The sequence below is a fragment of the Candidatus Hydrothermales bacterium genome (assembly GCA_039630235.1).
In the GTDB taxonomy this organism is placed as follows: Bacteria; Hydrothermota; Hydrothermia; order Hydrothermales; family JAJRUZ01; genus JBCNVI01.
In genome coordinates this window covers 130,543-154,201 of record JBCNVI010000001.1, presented here as the reverse complement: position 1 = coordinate 154,201, position 23,659 = coordinate 130,543, and the positions used below count along the sequence as shown (strand labels likewise).

The 23,659-nt window shown below is 31.9% G+C and carries 23 protein-coding genes; 17 read left to right on the top strand and 6 right to left on the bottom strand.

Going from position 1 to position 23,659, the window contains the following annotated elements; genetic code table 11:
• Window positions 1-20: 20 nt before the first annotated feature.
• Complete coding sequence (locus ABDH49_00690; protein ID MEN3045496.1) at window positions 21-1,097, bottom strand: hypothetical protein; 1,077 nt, start codon at window positions 1,095-1,097, stop codon at window positions 21-23.
• A 15-nt stretch (window positions 1,098-1,112) separates the two neighbouring features.
• Complete coding sequence (locus ABDH49_00685) at window positions 1,113-2,261, bottom strand: NAD(P)/FAD-dependent oxidoreductase (GenBank protein ID MEN3045495.1); 1,149 nt, start codon at window positions 2,259-2,261, stop codon at window positions 1,113-1,115.
• 21 nt (window positions 2,262-2,282) lie between these two features.
• On the opposite strand from ABDH49_00685, the gene ABDH49_00680 reads away from it, so the two are divergent.
• Window positions 2,283-2,669 carry a hypothetical protein gene (locus ABDH49_00680; protein MEN3045494.1) on the top strand — a complete coding sequence of 129 codons (387 nt, stop codon included), beginning with the start codon at window positions 2,283-2,285 and terminating at the stop codon, window positions 2,667-2,669.
• Here ABDH49_00680 and ABDH49_00675 read toward each other — a convergent pair whose 3' ends face one another.
• A complete protein-coding gene (locus ABDH49_00675) occupies window positions 2,670-4,934 on the bottom strand; it encodes a M14 family zinc carboxypeptidase (protein ID MEN3045493.1) in 2,265 nt (754 codons plus the stop codon). It lies immediately after the preceding gene.
• 97 nt (window positions 4,935-5,031) lie between these two features.
• Between ABDH49_00675 and lipB the strand changes: the two genes are divergently transcribed.
• The 3 genes from lipB to ABDH49_00660 are packed head-to-tail and all read left to right on the top strand — an operon-like array spanning window position 5,032 to window position 7,945.
• Window positions 5,032-5,667 (top strand): lipoyl(octanoyl) transferase LipB, encoded by a 636-nt coding sequence (lipB, locus tag ABDH49_00670; GenBank protein MEN3045492.1) that lies wholly within the window; start codon window positions 5,032-5,034, stop codon window positions 5,665-5,667.
• Complete coding sequence (locus ABDH49_00665) at window positions 5,654-6,934, top strand: transcription antitermination factor NusB (GenBank protein ID MEN3045491.1); 1,281 nt, start codon at window positions 5,654-5,656, stop codon at window positions 6,932-6,934. The genes lipB and ABDH49_00665 overlap by 14 nt, the downstream gene beginning before the upstream one ends.
• A 3-nt stretch (window positions 6,935-6,937) precedes the next feature.
• Window positions 6,938-7,945, top strand: coding sequence for an AIR synthase related protein (locus ABDH49_00660; GenBank protein ID MEN3045490.1), 1,008 nt, complete (start codon window positions 6,938-6,940; stop codon window positions 7,943-7,945).
• Here ABDH49_00660 and ABDH49_00655 read toward each other — a convergent pair.
• Window positions 7,942-8,532 carry a class I SAM-dependent methyltransferase gene (locus tag ABDH49_00655; protein MEN3045489.1) on the bottom strand — a complete coding sequence of 197 codons (591 nt, stop codon included), beginning with the start codon at window positions 8,530-8,532 and terminating at the stop codon, window positions 7,942-7,944. The two genes, ABDH49_00660 and ABDH49_00655, sit on opposite strands and share 4 nt — an antisense overlap.
• A gap of 373 nt (window positions 8,533-8,905) precedes the next feature.
• On the opposite strand from ABDH49_00655, the gene ABDH49_00650 reads away from it, so the two are divergent.
• Together ABDH49_00650 and ABDH49_00645 are read left to right on the top strand one after the other, a co-directional pair.
• Window positions 8,906-10,081, top strand: a complete 1,176-nt coding sequence (locus ABDH49_00650) for an MFS transporter (protein ID MEN3045488.1) — start codon at window positions 8,906-8,908, stop codon at window positions 10,079-10,081.
• Window positions 10,065-11,207, top strand: coding sequence for an MFS transporter (locus ABDH49_00645; GenBank protein MEN3045487.1), 1,143 nt, complete (start codon window positions 10,065-10,067; stop codon window positions 11,205-11,207). The genes ABDH49_00650 and ABDH49_00645 overlap by 17 nt, the downstream gene beginning before the upstream one ends.
• Before the next feature lie 407 nt (window positions 11,208-11,614).
• Here ABDH49_00645 and ABDH49_00640 read toward each other — a convergent pair whose 3' ends face one another.
• Entirely contained in the window at window positions 11,615-11,887 is a 273-nt protein-coding gene (locus ABDH49_00640; GenBank protein MEN3045486.1) for a hypothetical protein, read from the bottom strand.
• A gap of 25 nt (window positions 11,888-11,912) precedes the next feature.
• Window positions 11,913-13,076, bottom strand: coding sequence for a hypothetical protein (locus ABDH49_00635; GenBank protein ID MEN3045485.1), 1,164 nt, complete (start codon window positions 13,074-13,076; stop codon window positions 11,913-11,915).
• A gap of 44 nt (window positions 13,077-13,120) precedes the next feature.
• On the opposite strand from ABDH49_00635, the gene ABDH49_00630 reads away from it, so the two are divergent.
• The 11 genes from ABDH49_00630 to ABDH49_00580 form a co-directional block, all read left to right on the top strand.
• Window positions 13,121-14,542 (top strand): aldehyde dehydrogenase family protein, encoded by a 1,422-nt coding sequence (locus ABDH49_00630; GenBank protein MEN3045484.1) that lies wholly within the window; start codon window positions 13,121-13,123, stop codon window positions 14,540-14,542.
• A gap of 101 nt (window positions 14,543-14,643) precedes the next feature.
• A complete protein-coding gene (locus ABDH49_00625; GenBank protein MEN3045483.1) occupies window positions 14,644-15,288 on the top strand; it encodes a hypothetical protein in 645 nt (214 codons plus the stop codon).
• Window positions 15,288-15,887: a hypothetical protein gene (locus tag ABDH49_00620; GenBank protein ID MEN3045482.1), complete on the top strand. Its 600-nt coding sequence runs from the start codon at window positions 15,288-15,290 to the stop codon at window positions 15,885-15,887. Before ABDH49_00625 ends, ABDH49_00620 begins: the two co-directional genes overlap by 1 nt.
• Window positions 15,884-17,209, top strand: a complete 1,326-nt coding sequence (locus tag ABDH49_00615) for an oligosaccharide flippase family protein (protein ID MEN3045481.1) — start codon at window positions 15,884-15,886, stop codon at window positions 17,207-17,209. Before ABDH49_00620 ends, ABDH49_00615 begins: the two co-directional genes overlap by 4 nt.
• On the top strand, window positions 17,193-17,888 hold the full coding sequence (fsa, locus tag ABDH49_00610) for a fructose-6-phosphate aldolase (GenBank protein MEN3045480.1): 696 nt from the start codon (window positions 17,193-17,195) through the stop codon (window positions 17,886-17,888). The genes ABDH49_00615 and fsa overlap by 17 nt, the downstream gene beginning before the upstream one ends.
• Window positions 17,885-19,156, top strand: a complete 1,272-nt coding sequence (locus ABDH49_00605) for a trypsin-like peptidase domain-containing protein (GenBank protein ID MEN3045479.1) — start codon at window positions 17,885-17,887, stop codon at window positions 19,154-19,156. The genes fsa and ABDH49_00605 overlap by 4 nt, the downstream gene beginning before the upstream one ends.
• Complete coding sequence (locus ABDH49_00600) at window positions 19,128-21,167, top strand: PBP1A family penicillin-binding protein (protein MEN3045478.1); 2,040 nt, start codon at window positions 19,128-19,130, stop codon at window positions 21,165-21,167. Before ABDH49_00605 ends, ABDH49_00600 begins: the two co-directional genes overlap by 29 nt.
• Before the next feature lie 44 nt (window positions 21,168-21,211).
• The gene (locus tag ABDH49_00595; GenBank protein MEN3045477.1) at window positions 21,212-21,415 is read left to right on the top strand and encodes a DUF6800 family protein; all 204 of its coding nucleotides are present in this window, start codon (window positions 21,212-21,214) and stop codon (window positions 21,413-21,415) included.
• A 70-nt stretch (window positions 21,416-21,485) separates the two neighbouring features.
• Window positions 21,486-22,088 (top strand): isochorismatase family cysteine hydrolase, encoded by a 603-nt coding sequence (locus ABDH49_00590; GenBank protein ID MEN3045476.1) that lies wholly within the window; start codon window positions 21,486-21,488, stop codon window positions 22,086-22,088.
• Window positions 22,081-22,875 (top strand): bifunctional hydroxymethylpyrimidine kinase/phosphomethylpyrimidine kinase, encoded by a 795-nt coding sequence (thiD, locus tag ABDH49_00585; protein ID MEN3045475.1) that lies wholly within the window; start codon window positions 22,081-22,083, stop codon window positions 22,873-22,875. Before ABDH49_00590 ends, thiD begins: the two co-directional genes overlap by 8 nt.
• The coding region (locus tag ABDH49_00580) for an aminotransferase class IV (protein MEN3045474.1) at window positions 22,860-23,659 on the top strand (800 nt) is incomplete at its 3' end. The genes thiD and ABDH49_00580, both read left to right, overlap by 16 nt.

The window sequence follows — 23,659 nt, the reverse complement described above, 5'->3', positions numbered from 1 at the left end:
TTTTATTCCTCCTTAATTGATTAAGGTCTTTTTAGGTTAAACCCCACTAAAAATTCGAAGTTTATTCCCTTTGGATTAATTTCCCTATATGTTAGGTCTATATCAGATACTAAGGTGTCTCCCCCCCTTACTTCATACGAGAAATTTCTTAAGACTCTTCCAAGGAAATATTCTGCTTTAACTGATACGCTAATATTTTTGAATTCTTTTTCATAAGTAATGGATGGTGATATAAGGTAGTCTAGGGCCCTCACTTCTTTGCCGTTTCTTTCTGGTTGCCAAACCAGGAGAAAATCAAGTGAAAAGCCAAGTTTAAATAAATTGTTTAAAATATAATTGCCTGTAATAGATAGTTTTTGTGATTCTAAATAATTTGAAGTATAAAAAAATATTCCTGGATTGAAGTAGAATAAAGAGAGGGGTTCTTGAATTTTTAATCTAAAGCCAAGACCATAAAGTAGGATTGAGCCATCCTTTATGTTTTTCTCTACCCCGTAGCCTCCTTTTTTAGCCTTTATTAATGATACTCCAGTGGATAGGTAAATAGTGTATATATAGGGTATACTTTTTATTTTTACTAATTTTTCTCCCTTTTCAGGTTTTCTATTTTTAATTAAAAGTTTACAGATTGACTCATTGGGATAAACGTTTTTAACTTTTAGGTATCCAGAGGGGTTAGTTGACTCGCCGTATATAAAAATTTCGTTTTCTTTTACTCCTTCTAAGAAACCGTTTTTTATTTTGACTAAATCATTTTTTATCTCAATTACTTCGGGAGGTTCAAAAAATATGGATTTGAGGTATATTAAAACGTTTTCACAAAATTTTTTTATAGCTTCATCAATTCCTTTTTTTGAGTAGCCCGTTATAGTTTTGAAACTCTTAATTTTATTTTTCTTTATATAAACAGATCCCTCAACCCAGAAGTTTTCATTTTCGATCACAAAATTTTCAAAAAAAATCTCGATGCTATCTTTGTATTCTTTTATATAATCCTTTTCTAAAGACTCTGAAATAGTTTTTTTTCCAAGTTCAAACAGAGAGTCAGGGAAAATAGGTGTCTTATAAATATAAAAAAACAGAAGATAGAAAATCATAGTGCAACTCCCTTTTTAGTAGGAATAATTTTCCGTGATTTTAAACTCTCTTTGCAAATTCAAGAAAAACAAAAGATTAAATATAGAAAATGGTTTAAAAAATAGGTAAAAAAATACTCTTAGCCAAGGAATTTCTTTATAAATTCTTCTGTTCATGAGTCTTCCAATTTCATCCCACTCTTTCGAATTTTTTGAAAAAAGTCTCTTTTGTCTATTCCAAAGTTTTTTTCTAAATATCGGAATCTCTTTTAATTGACTGTAATAAAAATAATTTAAATTTTTTGATTCAAAAAATTTTATAATAGTTTCAGCTGCTATTCTTCCAGTTGTAAGAGCACCATGTACTCCGCCGGCTGTAAAAGGATGAACTGCACCAATTGAATCTCCAACCCTTAGAAGTCCTTCAGGATCACTAGGAAAGGGCGGTCTTGAAAAAGGAATCTTCCCTGCTACTACTTTAATCTTTTCTAACTTGTTAAATTTATAATGACTCATTAACTTTTCTAAGGATCTTAGGTTATTTCTTCTTCCATAAAAGCCCGAACCAATTCCGGTTTCGTCGTTATGAAAGAAAACCCATCCATAAAAGGGCTTAAAATCGTTACCAAAATGAAAATGGAGGTACTCATCATCTAAATCGTTTTTTTTGAACCTAAACTCAATTGCAATAATCTCTTTAAACTTAGGGTAATTAATCCCCCTTATTCCTTTATGAGTACCAGTTGCCAAAATAACAAATCTACTATAATACTCATCTTTGTTAGAAATCACTTTAAAGTAATTATCTATTTTATTGACACATAGGACAGTTTCATCTTTTTTTAATTCTGTACCCTTTTCAACTGAAATTTCAGCAAGGTATTGGTCAAATTTGTTTCTTTTGATAAGATAGCCCTCTATTGGGAATTTAAGATAAAATCCAGAAGGAGTAAAGGTTTTAGATCCTTTTATTTTTCTATCTATGAAAATTTCCTCCTTTTTTATTTTGTTTTCTTCCAGTGCATATTCTGATAGTCCTTCACCACATTGAACAGGTTCACCTATTATTCTTTTTTTCTCAATTAAAAGTGTTTTTATTCCCTTTTCTGCGAGCTTATATGAAGAGAAACTTCCTGCTGGCCCTGCTCCTATTACTATTACATCATACGTTTTATTCACTTTCATCTCCTTATTATAATTTATTTGATGAAAGAATTCTTTACTTTTTTAGCCATCTTGATTTTTCTTTTTAGATCTGACGATTTTGATAAATTTGTTATAAAAGAGGGGTTTTTTAGATCTAATCTAGTTAAGTATGAAAATCCCACGATGATTAAGAGACTAACTAAAAAAATTGAGAAAAATTATCATATTTTTACCAGAATTCTTAACTTGTTGTCCATAGAAAAAAAAGATGTAAAAATAAGTTACTATTCTGCCTTTCTTACAGAAGATAACAAAGAGATCATAATAGTCTATTTCATTGATTTACAAGATTTAGTGCTAAGAGGGATAAAAGTTGAGTTCACATACAATTTAGAAAAAAAGAGATTTGAAAAAGTTATCTATTACATAAAAGTTCCATATGAATGATTAGTTAACAATGAATTTACCAGTTTTTCTAAAATGCTTTGTTTCAATAATATAAAAATAAAGACCTTTTACCTTCGGTTTAAAGTAGTACTCTTCACCCTCTTTCAAAAATACTCTTTCTTTTTTAATCTTTTTTCCTGAAGCATCATAAAACTCTATTTTGTAAACATTGTCAATCTTCGACTTCAAAAGGAAGCTATTTAAGTTTTTTATTCCAGGATATACACTTTCTCTTAAGACATCACTTCCCCTTTCAGAAATTTTAGTTACCTCACATACTGCAAAGTAAGGTTTTTTATATCCAAAAACTTTCACATCATCTATATAAATTCCATCTTTAACTACAGATTGATCTGTTTGTAATCTAAATCTTATATAAACACTTTGTCCCTTATAGGGAGTGAGGTCAAACGTTTCTTTTCTCCAACTGTTTCGTATTCCTGTAAATGAAGCCAATTTATGCCAAGTTAAATTATTAGTGGAAACCTCCACATAAACAAAATCATAGCTATTTTCAGTGTTATATTTAGTCCAGAATACGAGTTTAAATGAATCTAAATTTGAACTAAGATAAATGGCATTTTTAGTTCTTATCCAGGTGTCTTGATAATTAGAATAATTAGAGTTAGGACTATCGGTAAGCGAGTAATAGCCAGAGCGGCGAGTAGAATTTGTTCTCTCCCAAGGAGTACTTGATCCTTCCTCAACCCAATTGGAAAGTCCTGTTTCAAAACCGTCTTCAAAAATTACCTGGGAACGCCTATTTTCTATGAAAAAGCTTTCGGTTCTTGAATAAAAAGGATTACCCTGTATTTTAAGTAGAAAAGGAATAGCTGATGTATCCGGAAAAGAGCTATGAATAATAGCTCTAAGTGGTAACGTATTACATACAGAATTACCTGGAAAAGCAGGAATATCAGGAAAATCTATTAAAGTGTCTATAACATAAGCACACAAGCCCCCAGATTTTAAAATTAATTTAACATCTGTTAAGTTTCCGTTAACCCCTAAGTTTTTTAACCAAAGAGTAAGACTTAATGTATCCCCTGGATCAATATGAGTTGAACCATTTTGATCAACAAAGTAAATGGAGTCGATTATTACATAGTGACCTGCAGCTTTGAGAGCAAACATGTTCATAGGTAGATTTTCGTCTATTTGATCCTTTATTATGTTAGTATCTGGTTGCCAAAAAGCCTCACCTACCTCTGGAGTAAAGGCTAAAATTTTTGGTTTTTCATTTTGTTCTCCATACATCCAATCATCTGATGTTCCATTAGCGTTATACAAAAGTTCCCAGCCTGTTCCATATTCATAACCATTTTTTATAGTCATTTCCTCGCTCATCGCCCTGTAAAGATTATTATCCGGCGTATAAATGTCAGCATAATCCCAAGGATAAAGCAGAAGATTTGAGTAGGAGTGATAATTTAGAGCAATTACAGGTTTAACTTGATTACATAAAGCTCTGATTGCCTGCGTTTCAGGCTCTGAAAAGGGAGAAGGGCCCCTATAAATTTCAGAAGATGGAGTGCCTGAAGAGCCGTAATTGTCGTATCCCCACATGTATCCATAATTTCTGTTTAGGTCAACACCAAAGGATCCATCGCCATTATTTCTTCTATTTTTTCTCCACATTCCCGAAGAAGAGCTTTCGTTGTAGACATATCCATCGGGGTTAACAACAGGAACAATCCACAGCTCTCTATTATTTAAAAGCCATGTTGCATCTGGATCGGTTCCGTACCTTGTAAGTAAATATTTTGCAAATTCAAGTACAATTGAACAGCTTATAGGTTCTCTTGCATGATGAACACCTGTTAAGAGAACCACGGGTTCGTTCTCGTTTTGACTAGGATTGTCTGAGATTTTCATAGCATAAATATTTCTTCCCTCCCACGACAGCCCAAGGCTTATAGGGGGTGACGTAAGATTAGGAAAAGTAGTATGAATTTTATTTAACTCATTAACTGCTTCTTGATAGGTATAGTAGGGTCCAAAGTTTATCTTATTCTGCATTTTGGTCTTAAAGTCATGCTCAAGATCAGAAATCTTTGTTATGTAGCGGATTTTATTTTTTTCGAGAAATTCAAAAATTCTCCTTTCACAGACACCTTCTAGGATTCCCTCTTCCCTATAATACCTTTTTATTTCCTGAAGTCCCTCTCTATAAAGAGAAGGTATTATATCTTCTGAAGGGATAAATATTTGTAAAATTGAGAGAGTCTCTGTGTAAATAAAAAGGGAAAGGATGAAACCCAACATAATATTTTTAGGTTTTAAATTTAGGACTCTAACCTCACTTTGATATTATAATTAAACTTTAAAAGGAAAGTAAAACTTAACTAAAATATTTATTGCTATGAAAAAAATTGAAATCTTTAACTTAGGGATGAGAGAATATAAAGAAATTTGGAATTTTCAAAAGGTGTTAGTTGAAAAAAGAAGTAAGGATATTATAGGAGATACGCTTATTCTGTGTGAACACTTTCCTGTTTATACTACTGGAGCAAGAGGAAATAAAAGAAATCTTCTTGTAGATGAAAGTCTCCTCAAAGCAAAGGGGATTATGCTTTACCACGTGGAAAGGGGAGGTGATATCACTTTTCATGGTCCAGGGCAACTCGTAGCCTATCCAATTATAAAACTTGTTGATGCTCTTATAGGTATAAAAAAATTTGTTTACAATTTAGAAGAAGTTGTTATGAGAACTCTAAAAGAATATAAAATAGAAGCTGAGAGATTAAATAATAACATTGGAGTTTTTGTTAAAGAAAAAAAAATTGCCTCAATTGGTGTTGCCGTAAAAAAAGGTGTAACTTTTCACGGTCTTGCCTTTAATATAAACATGGATCTTTCATATTTCAAACTGATAAGACCCTGTGGACTTGATGTTGAGATGACCGATTTATCTAAAGAACTAAATAGAGAAATTAACCTAGAAGAAGTAACCCCTTTATTTATAGAAAAATTCAAAGAAGTCTTTGAGTATAACTGAAGAAAGAGTCTTGGCTTATAAAATTTTAGAGAAAGTGTTAGAGGAAGATAAATTTTTATCTCCTCTTATTATTTACTATTCAAGAAATCTTGATATAAGGAAAAGAAAATTTCTGCAAAAGATCTGTTTTGAAACAATAAAGAATCTTGTATATATTGATCACATTATAAAGTTATTTTATCGAAAGAATTTTTCAAAGCTTGACCCCAATGTTAGAACTATATTGAGAGCCTCTCTTACTGAACTTTTGATATTAAAAAGAAAACCATACGCTGTTTGTGATTCTTGGACAGAAATTACAAAAAGATTCAATTTCCCTGCCTCAAAACTTATAAACGGAATTTTGCGTAACGTTCTAAGAAAAGGGGTTCCACAGTTTAAAGAAGATTGGATAAATTACTCTATACCGAAATGGATTTACAAAAAATTAAAAAGAGATTTTGGGGATAGCTTTACCGAGAGTTTTTGCAGATGGTTCCATTCGGATTCTCCTTTTTATTTTCGAGTATATTTTGAAAAAGACGAGGAGGCTATAAGGAGTAAAATTGAGGAAGAGTATTTTAAAAAGGGCTTTTACTTAGCGAGGCTTAGTTTCCCCCCTTATGCGTACAAAAGTTTCTATCATCCCTGGGAGGTAGGGTTGGATGAAAGTCTCTATTATGTTCAGGATTTTTCCTCTCAGAGTGTAATGCATTATAAAGCTTTTGATAGGGGAATTTCTGTTTGGGATATGACAGCAGCCCCAGGTGGAAAAAGCCTATATCTTAGTTTTATCTTAAAAAATGATTTAAAAATTTTAGCAACTGAACTTAGAAAGGGTAGAGCACACCTTTTAAAAGAAAATTTTAAAAAATATAAAATAAATGGTTATGTTTTGAACACGGATGCAACTTTGTTTTTTCCAAAAGCTTTTTTTGATCTTGTAATAATTGATGCACCCTGTTCTGGACTTGGTACAATAAGAAAAAAGCCAGAAATTCTAATAAGAATGAACCAAGAGAAAATTAGAGAACTTGTGAAGCTCCAAAAAAGACTTATTGAAAATGCTTATAGATCTCTTAAAAAAGGTGGTTACTTATTTTATATAACTTGCACTATAACAAAGGAGGAAAATGAGAATCAGATAGAAAGGGCACTTAAAAAATTTGATTTTGAATTAGTAGAACCCGAGCTTTCAGACTCCTTTAAAAATGGTAAATATTTTTTTTGCAAAGGTTTTGACTTTGACTCAGATTTTATGTTTTCTTCTATTTTAAGAAAATTATAAATTATGATGGAATTAAAAGAAGGTAAGTTAAATATAGATTTACTTAAGGAACTTTTAAAAGTTCTTCCGATTAGTTCTAAAAAAGTAAAGGTAAAACCGGGTCCAGGTGCAGATGCTGCTGTTGTTGATATAGGAGACTATTTTGCTGTTATAACTCAGGATCCAATCACTTTTACGGAAAAAGAGATAGGATATTATTCTGTAATGGTGAATATGAATGACGTTCTATGCATGGGTGCCAAACCCCTTTTTTACCTCTTTACACTACTTATTCCTAAAGGAAAGGATGTAAAAGAAATTAAGAATATTTTTATGGAGATTTCCTCAGTATGTAGAAAATACGAAATTTCTGTAATTGGGGGGCATACAGAAATAACACCAGGTTTAACAAGATTTTTAATATCTGGAACAATGATAGGTTTAAGAGATAAAAAATTTGGTATTTTTCCAAAATCTGTAAAAGAAGGAGATTATCTTCTTTGTGTTAAAGAAGTTCCTATTGAGGGAATATCAATAATAGCTAAGGAAAAAGAAAAGGAGCTTAAAAAGTTTGTTGATGAGAGATTATTAAATAAGTTTAAAAATTATCATAGAAAGCCTGGAATAGGAATTTTTCGTGAGGCTTTATTACTTTTAGAAAATAAAAATGTACTTGCCCTCCATGATCCAACTGAAGGTGGAATAATAAATGGTATCTACGAATTCTGTGAGTTTTTAAATCTTGGAGTTTTAGTTTATGAGGATAAAATAAAAGTTGTAAAAAAAACTGAGAACATATTTAAGTATTTTGGGATAGAACCTTTAAAGACAATTTCTTCAGGTGCTCTTCTTGCTGCAGTAAGAAAGAGTGGAGTTAATAAAGTTGTTGAAATCTTAAGTTCAAATAAAATCAAATTCAATATAATAGGTGAGTTTAAAAAGAAAAGTTATGGAAGATGGTTAGTTAAAAAAGATGGTAAAAAAGAAGAGATTTATTCCTGTCAAGATGATATTTCTAAAATTTTTGATTAGAGTTTAATTGAGATTGAAAGGCCCTGTGGATCAGTTTGAAGCATTAAAGTAAAGTATTTTTCTGGGTTTTCTATTTCTTCGATAAAATCTATAAGTTCCTCTTTATGAGAAAAAACGTTATGAGCAAGTATTAGTCCCCCTCTTTTTATAAAAGGCTCAAATTTTTTTAGTGTGTTAAAATAAAGTTTTTTATCTACATCAAGAAAAACTATATCTATATCGTTGCCAAACTCATTACCCTTTAAATCAGCAGCGTCCCTATTAACAATGTTTAATATTTCAAAAATATTTAAATTTAAAATTTTAGAGAATTCGCTAGCTATATTCAGACTTTCTCTAAAATATTCTTCATCCTTTTCAACAGCATAAATTTTTCCCCTTTTCCCTGAGTCCAGGATTCCACAGAGCATCCATAATACTGAATATAAAAAACCTGAACCAAACTCTACAATCTTAACTTTTTCTCTACTGTAAATGTTTGTAATAAAATATAGAAACCTTGCCGACTCTTCAGGTAGTGCCATAATACCCGAATTTATCGATTTTTCTCTAAGAGATACCAGAAACTCGTAAATCTTTTTGTTCATAAATTGTCTACATAACGGTGATAACCAGATGAGAAACGATTAGCTCTATTAATTTCCATCTAACCTCACTATAATCCATTCTTGCAGAATCATAGCCTTTTATTCCTTATATGGGGAGTATTATTATTTTAAGATAACATATATAGTGCCGTAGAATCTATTAGCACCCAATATAGCTATTATACCGTCTTTTGAAAGTACTGTATCTTTAAGCTGAAATTGTTCATTCTAAGAGATAAGCGTTTTTTGGTATGATAAACAACGTATAACATTACTTTGATTAGCTGCTCAGCCATAATAGCTCTTTAATGAAAAAATCACGGGAATTTTTTTATCATTTATTGAAAAATTTATCTATAATCCCTTAAGTAAAATGTCAATAAAAAAGGAGATAATTTTTATTTCTATTGCAAGGGCATTTACGGCTGCTTCATTTTCAGTTTCCATTCCCTTTTTAAATATATACCTTTACAGTGAAAGGGCGATTCCTATGAAAGTAATAGGCCTTTTAGTTGGGATAAGTTCTCTTTTAGGCGCCTTTTCAAGAGTTCCATCAGGATATATAGGAGATAGATTAGGTTGCAAAACTATTATGGTCCTTGGGCTTTTATCAAGATTTTTTGCTTTTTTACTTTTTACTCTTTTTATTGTGTTTAAAGTTCCGCCCATTTTATTTTTATTTGGTTTTATTCTTAATTCACTTGGTTTTTCTCTTTTTGCCATTGGATCAGACTCCTATGTGGGAATTTATCTGCCAGAAAAGGAAAGACCCTCATCTTATGGAATAATAAGAATTGGAACAAATATTGGTTTTGCAATCGGTCCTGCAATAGGGGGGTATCTATCTTCCCTCTCATATACCTTGCTTTTTGCAGTTTCTGCCTTATTTACTATTTTGGTTTTACCTCTAATTCAATTTGGTGTAAAATGTCCCAAAAAAGGATTTTTATCTAATAAAAATTTTATCGTAGAGATAAAAAGTGTTTTTAGAGATAAAATTTACTTTCGCTACATTATTGCAGTATTTATGCTTTTTACTTTAGCTGGACAGATGATATCAACTTTATCAGTCTATGCAAAGGAAAAAGGTTTATCAAACACTCTTATAGGCTATTTATATACAATAAATGGCACATCTGTTGTTCTTTTTCAAATTTTTTTTACAAAACTCTCTGAAAGAATAGGTTTAAAAAATTCTCTAATTTTAGGTATTTTATTATACATTTTAGGTTACTTTTCTTTTTCTTTCGCTTCAAATTTTTATATTTTTGCATTGTGTGTTTTTATATTTACGGTAGGAGAAATGTTGAGTTTACCGATTGTTACGACTTTTGGAACAATTTATGCTAAAAGGGGAAAGGAAAATCTTTATCTTGGTTTTTTAGGACTTGCAGAAGGGCTTGGTTGGGCAAGTGCTCCCTTTTACGGTGGAACTATTCTTGATTTTTTCATTAAAGTTCCTGTTTTAATGTGGGGAATAATTACTCTTCCTGGGATCATCTCTTTTATAATAGTTACAAAAATTTTTAGAAATGAGAAGGTGGCTTAATAAAAATGTTTTTTTTCTTAGTCTTACCTCTTTTTTTAACGATATTGCTTCTGAACTTATTCATCCGCTTCTTCCCTTATTTATAGTTGAGAACTTAAAAAAGGGACCTATAGGGCTTGGTATAGTTGAGGGAATTTCTGAACTTACATCAAGTTTATTTAAACTTCTCTCAGGGAATTTATCAGATGTAGTTAAAGAGAGAAAAAAAATTATAGTTTCTGGATATCTTTTAGCTGCAGTTACAAGACCGTTAATTGGTTTTTCTGTTAACTTGCATCAAGTAATTTTTTTAAGGTTTTTAGATAGACTTGGAAAGGGAATAAGAGGTGCCCCAAGAGATGCCCTCATTTCTCTTTCTGTACCTGAAAGTGACTCAAGTAAAGCTTTTTCGTTTCAAAGAGCTATGGATCATTTTGGAGCCTTTATAGGACCCTTATTTACAATTCTACTTTTACAATATTTTTCCATAAGAGAGATTTTTTATTTCTCGATTATTCCTGGGCTTATTTCTGTCCTTTTGATTTTAATATTTGTAAGAGAAGAAAAGGTTAATTTTGGAAAAATTAAAAGTATAAAAATTTCGTTTTATTTTAAATTGCCCCTTAAGTTTTATTTTTTTCTCTTTATTTTTTTCATTTTCACTTTAGCAAATGCCTCTGATACTTTTATACTGTTAAAGGCAAAAAGCGAGGGTATGCTTTTAGTTACTATTCCACTTTTTTGGTCTATTTTAAATTTAATAAAGGCATTAAGCTCCCTGCCAGCAGGATATTTTGCTGATAAATTTGGAAAAAAGAAGGTTCTAATATTAGGTTGGTTAATTTACTCTGTATCTTATTTAGGATTTGCCCATGCTAGTTCTTTTTCTTCTTTCATAGTTCTTTTCGTGCTTTATGGAATTTATTTTGGTTTAACTGAAGGTGTTGAAAGAGCGTTTATATCCAGTTTTTTACCAGAAGAAAAAAGGGGAACTGGATTTGGTCTTTTTTATTTTGTAGAGGGTTTAGGACTTTTAATTTCCTCTCTTTTTTTCGGAACTTTATGGGAAATTTTTGGTATGAAAGTGCCGTTTCTCGTATGCTCCCTTTTATCACTTTTTGCCTCTTTACTCCTGATCATCCTTTAATTCTTTCTTATCTTTCTTATAATTTTTTCCTAAGTAAGCTAAATTTTTAATTATAACCGATTTCTTTTCTTTATGCTTTTCGACCATTTATCACATAGAGGATAGGATAGAATTGTTTAAATAGTAATATCCATGTTCGTGAATGGGAAACCTTAGAGTCCAGATTCTAAATTAAGGTGAAAAAAACTATATGCGTACTCGGAAAAACAGAAAGTATCTAAGTTTTTTTAAATAAAAGGTATAGCGGTGGATGTCAAGGACTTTAATGTTTGTAACTAATGCATTTTTTAAGGAACTCAGATTTTTGACAAGTGTAGGAGTCTTTTTCTTGGAGTAGAGAAGGGACGATAGGAATCTAAATCAATTTAAGTTATTAATGTAAAAGTCCAAATTTTTAGTATTCTTTACTAAAGTCTCTCTTCAAATCTACGATGGGGTGAAGTTGGAAAAGTAAAGTTACAAAAAGCACATTTATAAGGTGAAAAGTTTTCTTCTACTAAAAATTCATTTTTACAATCAGGACAAATAACTTTTTTTCTAAAATTAATTTCTGGCTCGATTTTTACCATTTTACCTCTACAAAGAGGACAAAAATTTGGCTCTTTATTTTCCGCTATACCTATTAAAGTTGCACAACTTTTACACTCAAAAGATGAGATAGTCTTCTCCCTCTTTTCCATAGTATATTATAAGTTAAAAATTAGATCACGATATTTCTTTGTAATATAACCTGTAGACTTTATAGGGCACCCCTCCCAGTCTTTTTATTAAATTATTAATTTCATAATTGTTTTCTAGGGTTAAGGAACCCTCACCATATTTATAGCTTAGCTCATAGCCCCTAAGTAAAATTTTTGCTGCCATTAAAACTCCAACACCTTCTTGATACTCCCTCTTTACACCAAGAATTAAAAGTCTTGCAGATTTTAATCTTGGCACTCCCGATGAAAAGGGAAGTTTATTTAAACGCCATAACAGCTTAATAGTATTTATTAAATTTAAACTACCTCCAAAATCCCTTATTGCCTCAAGAAAATTTGGAATACCTATAGCAACTCCAATAGGCTCACCCCCCTTTTCTGAAATTAACGCCCCCTCATTAACAATTAAAGGTTTCAAGTTATCCGCTATATATTCAATGTCCTCTTCTTCAAGAGGAACGGTTCCAAAATTGTCTTTCCACGCACTATTATATATCTCCCTTACTTTCTCTAGCTCTTCCCTAAATTTTTTCAAATTTGCCTTTCTAATTTTTATACCATTTTCCTTATAAAGTCTATCTTCTATGCTTATTATTTTTGATAGCCTTGGATGTATTACATACAAAGGAATGAACCATCCAAAAAAATCAATAATTTTTTTATATCCACACTCTTCAATAAGATCAGAGTAATACTCAGGATTCCATGGGGTCATAATCATTGGAAAATACTCAAACCCTTTTATTTGAACCCCATACACCCCATCATACGCAAAACTCGCAGGTCCTATAATTTTTTTACAATTTAAATCTTTAAGAAAAGCCTCTGCACTTTCAAGTAATGAAGATGCTACGTCCATATCGGGAATCGAATCAAAATGTCCAAAAAAACCCGTAATTTTCTCATCTATCCCAAAAATTTTATGAAATGCCTTATATGCACTTATTCTTCCCACAGGCTTATCATTTTTTAGAGCAATAAAATAATTTACAGCAATTTTCCTAAAAAGAGGATTATCACCCCTTGGATCTAAATGCTTCTTCTCTAAGTCTTTTAGAGGCTCTACATATCCCACAAGAGGCAAACTCTTATAAACCTCACTCTGTGTTTTTATGAAAAGCTCAAGATCCTTACTATTTTCTACTGTAACTATTTTTAAATTTCCCATAGAATTTCCTAAAATTATAAACTAATCTGCCGAGGGAGGTAAATATGAAAGAAAAAATTTTTTTTGAAGGAAAGTGGCAAGAGGGGATTAATTTTTTTCCTGTTTATAAAAAGGGAACTAAGGAAATTTTGTACAAATTTCCCGAAACAACCTATGAACAAATTGAAAGAGCAATCTCTTACATTGAAAGAAAAAGAGATATCGTAAAAGAACTCACCTCTTACGAAAGATATAAGATTCTATTAAAAGTAAGAGATTTAATTGAAAAAAGATCTGAGGAAATTTCAAGAATAATTTCACTTGAATCTGGAAAGACAATTAACGAGGCAAGGTTTGAAACAAAAAGAGCAATTGAAACCGTTACGTTTTCAGCTGAAGAAGCTAAAAGAATCTACGGAGAATATGTTCCAATGGATGCCTCTGAATTTGGAAAGGGAAGAATGGCCTTTACAATTATGGAACCTGACCCCATAGTTTTAGCTATAACTCCATTTAACTTCCCACTTAATCTTGCACTCCACAAGATTGCTCCAGCTATTGCAGCAGGCTGTAGTGTAGTTTTTAAACCTTCAAGTTTTACACCTATGACCGGAAAAATAATAACGGAAATTGTTTTGGAAGCAGGCTTTCCTCCCGAAGGGTTTTCATTTTTAACAGGTGGAGGGGGAACTGTAGGCGAACAGCTCTGTAAAGATCCGAGAATAAGACATATAAGTTTTACTGGTTCAAAAGAAGTTGGAGAAAGAATAGCTAAAATAGCAGGATTGAAGAAGAAAACCTTTGAACTGGGTTCAAATTCTGCTTTATGTGTATTTTCAGATTTTGAATATGAAGTAATGTTAGATAGAATATTAAAGGGAGCCTACTCAATTGCAGGACAGGTTTGCATTTCCATTCAAAGAATTTATGTTGAGAAAAAAATTAAAGAAAAGTTTATTGATGACTATGTGAGAGCACTTAGAAATTTAAAAGTTGGGGATCAACTAAAAGAGGATACTGATGTAGGGCCTATGATTTCTGAGGATGCTGCAATAAAGGCAGAAGAGATGGTAAAAAAAGCAATCGAAAGAGGTGCAAAAGTTCTTCCAGAATTAAAAAGAGAGGGTTCCTTTTTATATCCTCTTTTAATTGTTGATGCTCCAGAAGACTGTGAGGTCTGTGCTAAAGAGGCTTTTGCTCCACTTGCTGTCTGTAACGAGTTTGAAACAGAAGATGAACTTATCTTTAAAGTTAATAATTCTGAATATGGATTACAATGTGGAATTTTAACAAATAATATTAAAAGAGCTTTAACGCTTGCAAAAAAAATTGAGGTTGGTGGTGTGATAATAAATGATATACCTTCCTTTAGGGTAGATCATATGCCCTATGGAGGAGTAAAGGGCTCAGGTATTGGAAGAGAGGGACCAAAATATGCTCTAAGAGACTTTGTTGAAGAAAAAATTATCGTCATTAAAATTGACTGAATCTTATTGATTAAATTCTGCAATATTTTGAACAAAATTTTACTATTTTTTTATAATAGAAAAGGAAAATGAATTTGAAGATTTTTAGTAATATAAGCCAAATGAGAAGTTTAAAATTAGTTTTGTTTTTAAATCTATTATCCTGTTCAGTTTCCCTTTATAAGGGAGATATACAGATGTTAAAGGATGATTTAAAAAGTATAAAAGCTCCCTATCCTGATCATCCGATGATAGGTCTTTCTTTTGATGCAATATCTAAGGATCAAAACGCTATAATTTCTGCGTCTTTTCAAGTTGGATATACGTGGAAAGGAGAAGCAGAACCATACAGTTCTCCCAATATTTACAAAGCTGTTGAAACAAAATTTACCTATTTTCAGGGTTCTTTTAATTTTGGGATCTTACCATTTCCAAAGGTAAAACCTTATATCTATCCCTTAGTCGGTATAGGACTTGGAATATTTAACTCACAGGCTTTTGGCTTACATGATGTAAGCTTCACCACCGTACTTTATCCATTTTTAAGAGGCGGTCTTAATATATCCTATCCAATCTCCAAAAAGATAGGAAGGGTAAAAATAAGTGACTTTTCTCCTGGACTTAATTTTTCTGCAGGTTACCAATTTTCTTTTGAAAGGTGGTTACAGGGACCCTACGTAATCGTAGGATACTCTGGATTTTTCCCTCCCGAAGGCATATGGGCAGTCTTACTTGGAGGACTGCTTCTTGTACTAGGAGGTAGATAATGAAAGTTTTAATAATTTTATTTTCCTTACTTTTAAACTCCTGTATAGCTATATATCTAAACACGAATTCCCAATTTCTTGATTTAAGAGGTATAAATAGTGAATTAAAACTCTTAGGTTGTGAAACTTTGAGAAATTTTTCTCAAGGATATTCCTTCGGTGCCGGTCTTTTTATGGAGGATAAAGGTTTAATAAGACTAATCTTTCAACAAAATAGATTTTCTTCGCCTAACAATTTAAATAAGTTTTACTTTCAAACTGGTATTATAGATGGTGGAGCAAACCTTTTAAGATCAAAATTTTTCGGTCTTTACCCAATAGTTGGTATCGGGGGAACTTTTCAAGAGTTAAAAATAGATGAAGTTAAAAGAATTTATAGAAATTATATTTATCCAGTAATAAAAGCAGGAATTGAATTTAATGTTAATTTAACTCGTGAAGAACCCGGAATATTCACCCTTTATCTAGGTATAGATGGAATATATACCTCTGGTTATTTTCTTGATAGTCCTGATTTAACTGATTTTATAATTTCAAACCCCCTGAGAGGCTCTAACATATTTTTTGGTATTTCAATGGGATATAGTCCTAGGGAATAGAAGCCATAGTAAAAAAGATTTTATTTAATAGTTTAGTTATCGGAACGTTATGGACTACGGTGGGGCACATAGTGCAGTCTTTTTTTTATTTTCTATTTCTGTCTTTTTCAGGCAAAGTAATCGGTTCTGAGGGAGTAGGAATTCTTGGAGTTTTCTATTCCTTTTATAATTTTACCTCATTTTTACTTGGATCAGGCTTTAGAGACTATCTTTCAAGAAAAATTGTCGAATTAAAAAGTAAGGGCGAAAATGAAAAAATTAAAGATCTAATAGATGAATCTTTTACATATACTCTTTTTGTGTTCTTTTTGTCCCTTTTATTTTTCCTAATTTTAAAAAATTTCCTTTTAGAGAAATTTTTTAATAACAATTCCTTTATACTATTCAGCGCCTTTTTAGTACATCTTTTTTCAGTTTTCTCTTCAATTGGATTAGGTTTTCTTATAGGAAAAAAACTTTTTTATGCCTTTGCTTTCGTACACACCTTAAAGGGTCTAATTTTTCTATTTTTTGGTTTCTTTTACTTTATTAAAAGAGTAAGTAGCACTAATTTGTTTGTAACAGTTTACATTTTGTCAGAATTTTCTAACTTTTTCTTCTTTCTTGTTTATTTAATCTATCTTAAAAAAAGCTTAACTTTTAAAATAAACTTGAACTTTTTGAAGGAAGGAATTCTCTCGATGGGCTTTTCAAATACAATCATTCAAAGTTACTTTGGTTACCCTATTTTACTTTTAAAACTAAAAAATGTCCCTGATGATTTAGTAGGGAATTTTACTGCCGGAATTTCTGTCTTTCAAGCCGTAAAACTTTTATTTAATTCTTATTTTGTACCAGTCTACCCCCACATTTCAAGTTTCTACTATGAGGGAAAAAAGAAAAAATTCTTTAAAACAATAATTTTCTCCTCAATTCTCATTTTTATCTCCCTACTATTTTTTACTCTCTTTATTATCTCAATTGGAAAATCCATTCTTTATTTATTTTTCCCAAAACATAAGTTTAAGTTTTATACTAGCGAATTTTTACTCCTCTCGGTATCTCTTCTTTTCTACCTTTTTTCAAGATTTTTCTCAAGAGTTTTCTTTGCAATACAAAAAGAGAATATCGTTTTTATAAACTTTCTCCTTTGGCTTTTAGTGCTAACTTTGCCCTTTCTCTTATTAAACTTTAAAAACAAAATAATTTCTCTGCTTATTTTAAATAGCTTTGCCACATTTGTAAATGCTTTAATTTTCACAGTAATTTTTATTAAAATTTTTTCACCTAAAGGTTCTATCCCCTTAAAAGAAGAAAAAATAAGAAATGAAGATATTTGCTGATACCTCAAATCTGGATGAACTTAAAAGGTTTAAGTCCCTTGGTATTATAGAAGGAGCAACAACTAATCCCACTCTCTTATCAAAAGAAATTAAGAGGATTTATCCTGATTTTAAACCAAAAGATAAAAGAGAAATTTTTGAAAAAAGTAAGGAAATTTTGGAAAAAATTTGTGAAATTGTTGAAGGACCTGTCTCAGCTGAGGTTATAGCCTTAGATGAAGAAAAAATGGTAAAAGAAGGCATAGAACTTGCAAAAATTCATAAAAACATTGTTGTAAAGATACCCTTCGGAGAAGAGGGCCTCAAAGCCACGAGAAAGCTTAGCTCAGAAGGTATAGATGTAAATATGACTTTAATATTTTCCCCCTCCCAGGGTATCTTATCTTTAAAAGCTGGAGCAAGATTTATCTCACCCTTTATCGGAAGACTCGATGATATCTCAAATGAGGGAATGGAAATTGTTAGAATTCTCTCGGAAATTTTATCTTATAACAGTTTTGATGCAGAGCTTTTAGTAGCTAGTGTTAGACATCCAATCCATGTTATTGAGGCATTCAGGCTCGGTGCACATATTGTTACAATTCCTCCAGATGTTATAGACAAAATGCTAAAACATCCTTTAACAGATATAGGCATAAAACGTTTCCTTGATGATTGGGAATCACTGATCGAAAAATGATTTTTGTAGCTTTACTATTTTTTCAGAAAGAAATAGCCCTAGATAGAGAAAATACAATAGTAAATGCTGTAAAAAAGTGTAGAAATGCTGTTGTTTCAATAACTTGTTTTACTACTAGATACGTTTCCCTTGCACCCTCAATTTTTAATGATCCCTTTTTTAGAGATTTTCTTGAATTTTTTGAGTTCCCAGAATTCAAAGAGAAGGTATCTTCACAAGGTTCAGGCTTTATAATTTCAGAAGACGGTTATATTTTAACAAATGAGCATGTTATTAGTAATTCTGATAGTATAGTGGTTTTTTTACCTGATGGAAGAAACTTTATAGCAAAAGTTTTAGGCAAGGATTATTCTCTTGATATTGCTCTTTTAAAAATAGATGGAAAGAATTTACCTTATCTTACTTTTGCCGATTCTGATAAACTTGAAAGGGGAGAGTGGGCAATAGCAATGGGAAACCCCTTTGGATATTTATGGGAAGATGTTGAACCAACTGTTACCGTCGGAGTAATAAGTGCTTTAAATAGGACTTTTAAAGGAGAAGGTGACAGGATTTATAGAGGTATGATTCAAACAGACGCCTCTATAAACCCTGGTAACTCTGGCGGACCACTTCTTAATTTAAAGGGTGAAGTTATCGGTATGAACACATTTATTGTTTCAAAATCAGGGGGATTTGAAGGGATTGGATTTGCAATTCCATCGAACCTTTTAAAAACTGTCGTAAACTATTTGAAGCTTTATTCATATTATCCCAGGGGATTTTTAGGACTTGAGGTAAAACCAACAGAAAAAGGTGTTGTTATCGTTACAATTCTTGAAGGTGGTCCAGCAGATAAAGCTGGTTTAAGGCCAGGTGATATCATAATAAAAATAGGGAAAGATATTATAAGAAGCTATTCTGATTTTAGAAGAAAAGTTGATTTATTAAGAAAAGATGAGAGCGTTCCTTTGATGTATGAAAGAAATGTTAAAAGGAACGTGACAAATATAATTCCAGAATCAAAACTTGAGAATTTCTTGCATGTAATGGGAATAACCCTCAAAGATGAAAAAAATGGTGTTGTCATAAATAGTGTAAAAAGGGGAAGATATGCAGAAAGGCTAGGTCTAAAAGAAGGAGATTTTATAGTTAAAGTTGAAGACATAGAAGTAGAAAGTATAAAAGATATTGAGAGAGTACTTTGTGAATACGTAAAAAAAGAGAAAAAATGGACTATAAAAAGAGGGAGATACTATTATGACTTTGTCTTTAAGGAAATGGATTAGTATTGTTTTAATTTCCATAATTTTAATTTTCTTGTTTTTTGGATTAATTTTTTACCACTTTTCACGCGATTTACCACCCTTAGAACTTGTACATCTATATAAGCCAGCAAGAGTCACTCATGTTTATGATAGGGAAAATAATGTAGTATATGAGTTTTTTATCGAAAAAAGAGAGCCCACTAAACTTGACTCAATTTCACCTAAAATACAAAGAGCCTTTATAACTCTTGAAGATAAAAGATTTTATAGTCACTTCGGAATAGACCCTATAAGACTTATAAAGGCTTTCTTTGTAAATATAAGGGAAGGGGAATATGTACAGGGCGCCTCAACCATAACACAGCAACTTGCCAGAAATATGTTCTTAACTTTCGAAAAAACCATAGATAGAAAAATTAAAGAAATAATCTTAGCCCTGATACTAGAAAGAAATTTCACCAAAGATGAAATATTAGAAAAGTATCTCAACCAAATTTATTTTGGCGACGGAATCTATGGAGTAAAGGCCGCCTGCAAATACCTCTTTAATAAGTCACCTAGTGACGTTACATGGGCCGAAGCTGCACTTTTAGCCTCAATACCTAAAAACGCAAACCTATACTCACCCTTTAAAAATCCCGAACTTGCGAAAAAAAGAAGAGACTTTGTCTTAGAAGTACTCTATAAAAACGGCGTAATTGACAAAAAAACTTATCAGAACTCGATAGCTGAACCTTTACCGGAAAAAAAGAGTAAAGAAAATAAGAGATCGAGACAAATTGGAAGATACTACTTCGAAGAGGTTCGCAAATACATAAATTCCCTATATGGTGAAGACTTCCTGTATAAAGAAGGTGTCAATGTAAAACTAGCTATGGACATAAGACTTCAAGAAGTAGCTGAAAAAGTAATAGATTCAATCTTAAGTAATTTTGATAACAGGGTAAGAGCTTACCATAAAAAAAGGTACAAAAAAGCAGATTCTCTAAGACTTGAGGCAGCTCTAATAGCTGTAGACGTTGAAACAGGTGATGTTTTGGCACTTGTCGGTGGAAGAGATTTTCTAAGATCGCAATTTAATAGAGCTACACAGGCTAAAAGACAAGTCGGCTCATCTTTTAAACCCTTTATTTATTTGGCAGCAATTCACTCTGGAATTTTCCCTGGGGATCCTATAGTAGACTTACCCTACGTTGTAGAAAATGATGGATCAGGTAAACCCTGGAAACCGAGAAATTTTGATGACCAATTTTTGGGATTCATTACAGTAAGAGACGGCCTCGCTCTCTCAAGAAATCTTGCCACTGTCCATATACTTGAAAAAATCGGTCCAGGATCTGTTATAGAATTTGCCCACAAGTTAGGAATAAAAGAAAATATTCCACCCTTTCTTTCTATCGCACTTGGCTCAACTTCCCTTTCTCTATGGGAAATGTGCGAAGCCTACTTAACAATTGCTAATTTAGGAAAAAGAAAAAAAATGCATCTTATAAAAGAAATAAGACTTGGAGAAGAATTTATAGTCGAAAAAGCAGAATATAAAGAAGAAAAAGTCTTTGATGAAAAAGAAGTATATATTTTGATTGATATGATGAAGTCAACCTTTAATTACGGAACTGCTATTTATGCAAAGGATTATGGCTTTAGGGCAATAGCTGCAGGTAAAACAGGAACCACAGACAACTATACCGATAGTTGGTTTATCGGTTTTACTCCAAAAGTACTATGTGGTGTGTGGGTTGGATTTGACACAGTTATGACTCTATTTGATAAGGCAACTGGTGCAGTTTTAGCGTTACCAATATGGGCAAGCTTTATGAAAAAAGCAAATGAAATCTATAATCTCCCAGATACCCTAGACTTTACAAAACCAGATGGTATCACTTATAAGACTATCTGTGTAGAAACTGGTAAACTTGCGACAAAATTTTGTCCCAAAAAGAGAAACGAAGTTTACATAGAAGGAAAAGAACCTAAAAATGAGTGTGAAAAACACCTTTATCGTACCCCATTTCTTAAAGAGAAAATTTAATTTTAAAACTTGAAATTTCTCTACTTTCTAATTATAATAAAAATATGAAAGGAAGGCTCAGAGAAACAGAGCTAAACCGAAAAAGGCACAGAAAATGGAAAATAAAAAAATTAAGAGAAAAATATTTAAAAGCTAAAAGTGAAGAAGAAAGAAAAAAAATTATAGAAAAGGCACTTAAAGTTAATCCCTACATTACAGTTGAGCAGTTTTTAAAACCTATAGAAGGTCTATTAAAAAAAGGTTCTTGATATTTTTATTAAAAAAAAGCCTTAGCAACAGAGTGTGCAGGGTTCGATTCCTTTTCAGTTTGCCTTTGAAATGAACACAAAAAGTGTTATAGTTCCAGAGATTCCCTACCAAAAGGGAGTGATTTTAAACTCTAAGGAAAGTGCCTTAATTATAGTTGATATGCAAAACGATTTTGTTGATGAAAAGGGCGCGCTTTTTGTACCAGATGCTAAAGAAACTGTACCTGTCATTAAAAATTTAATAAATAAGGCAAGAAAAAGTGGTGTTAAAATTTTTTTCACACAGGATTACCACGAAGAAGAAGATATTGAATTTCCAATTTGGGGAAAACACGCTGTCAAGGACTCATGGGGATCTGATATTATCGATGAAATAAAACCACAAAGGGGCGACTTTGTAATTAGAAAACTCAGATACGACGCTTTCTTTGGTACACCACTAGATCACCTACTAAGAATAAACAACATAAAAAACCTCGTAATAGTAGGAACTGTAGCTAACATATGCGTTCTGCACACAGCTGGATCAGCCGCTCTACATGGATATAAAATAGTCATTCCCAAAGACGCAATCTCAGCTGTAAACGAATTCGATTACTATGCTTCCCTAAGACAAATTTCTTTCTTATACAAAGGAATAATAACTGAAGAAAAAGAGATAAGCTTTGAATAAACTTCCCTGTGTCTTAACAATTGCTGGAAGTGATAGTGGAGGAGGCGCTGGAATCCAAGCTGATCTAAAAACCTTTGCTGTTCACAAAACCTACGGCCTTTCAGTTATTACCGCTGTTACCTCTCAGAATACAAAGGGAGTAAGGTCAATTCAAATGATAGATCCCGATATAGTAAAAGATCAGATCGACATGGTTTGTGAAGACTTTGAAATAGAGGCTTTTAAAACAGGTATGTTATATTCAGAAACCATAATAAAAGTAGTTGCTGATAGAATAAAACATTTTAAATTAAAAAACTATGTCTTAGATCCCGTGGTGTTTGCAGGTTCAGGTGATAGATTACTTTTAGAAGATGCAAAAAAATCACTTATTGAAGAGCTTTTTCCTCTTGCTCTTGTAGTAACTCCAAATCGCTTTGAAGCAGAGGATTTTTCCGGGATAAAAATTGAAAATATAGAAGACGCAAAAAAGGCTGCTAAAATTATAAAGGATTTTGGACCATCTTACGTTGTAGTAAAAGGTGGACACTTTGGAGACAAAGCTATAGATGTTGTTTACGATGGAAAAGAGTTTTTGCTGATAGAAAGCGAAAAGGTGTTAATAGACAAAAAATTCCATGGTGCCGGATGTAGCTTTTCAGCAAGTATTGCAGCAAATCTTGCCTTGGGCTATAGCGTCATAGATGCAATAAAAAGAGCGAAAGAGTTCCTCTATGGCGCACTAAAAAATTCCTTTGATTTAGGAAAAGGATCAATACCAGTAAATCCCTTATGGGTGATAAGTTAATTTATTACAATGGTAAATTTGTAAAATCTAAAATCTATTATAACTTATTAAAAGATAGAGGCTTTAACTTTGGTGAATCAGTCTATGAGGTAATAAGATTTTGTGACGGAATTTTTATATGCTTCGACGATCATATCGATAGATTGGAAAAAGGATTAAGTGAACTAAAAATAGAAAATCCCTTAAAAAGGGACAAGTGGAAAGAAATATGTTTGAGGCTTGCTAATCAGTATGGAAAAAGAGAGTGTATTGTCTATATCCAAGTAACAGGAGGTTCAGCCGAAAGAGAACATTTCGTAAAAGAGAAACCCAAGCCAAACTACTTTATTTTTTGTCAAGATATTCCATATGTTCCAGAGCAATTTAATTTGATTTTGTTTCCCGAAATAAGATGGAAATGGGCACATTTGAAAACTACAAATTTACTTGCAAATGTGATAGTAAAAAACCTTGCTAAAGAAAAGGGTTTTGATGAGGCACTATTTTTTGATAAAGACGGAGCAGTAAAAGAGGGTTCCTCTACAAATATTTTCTATGTTAAAGACAGAGTTTTCTTTACACCCTCCTTAAACGGAATTTTGCCCGGTGTTACAAGGAAAAGATTTATTGAATTTTTAAAAACTAAAGGATACAGAGTTGTAGAAAGTAAGGTTATGATCTGGGATCTATTTGAAGCAGACGGTGTCTTTTTAACTGGCACCTCTACCGAGCTTAAACCTGTAAAATCAATAAACAAAATTAACATTAAAATTTTCCCTACTCATAAAGAACTTGAAAAAGAATT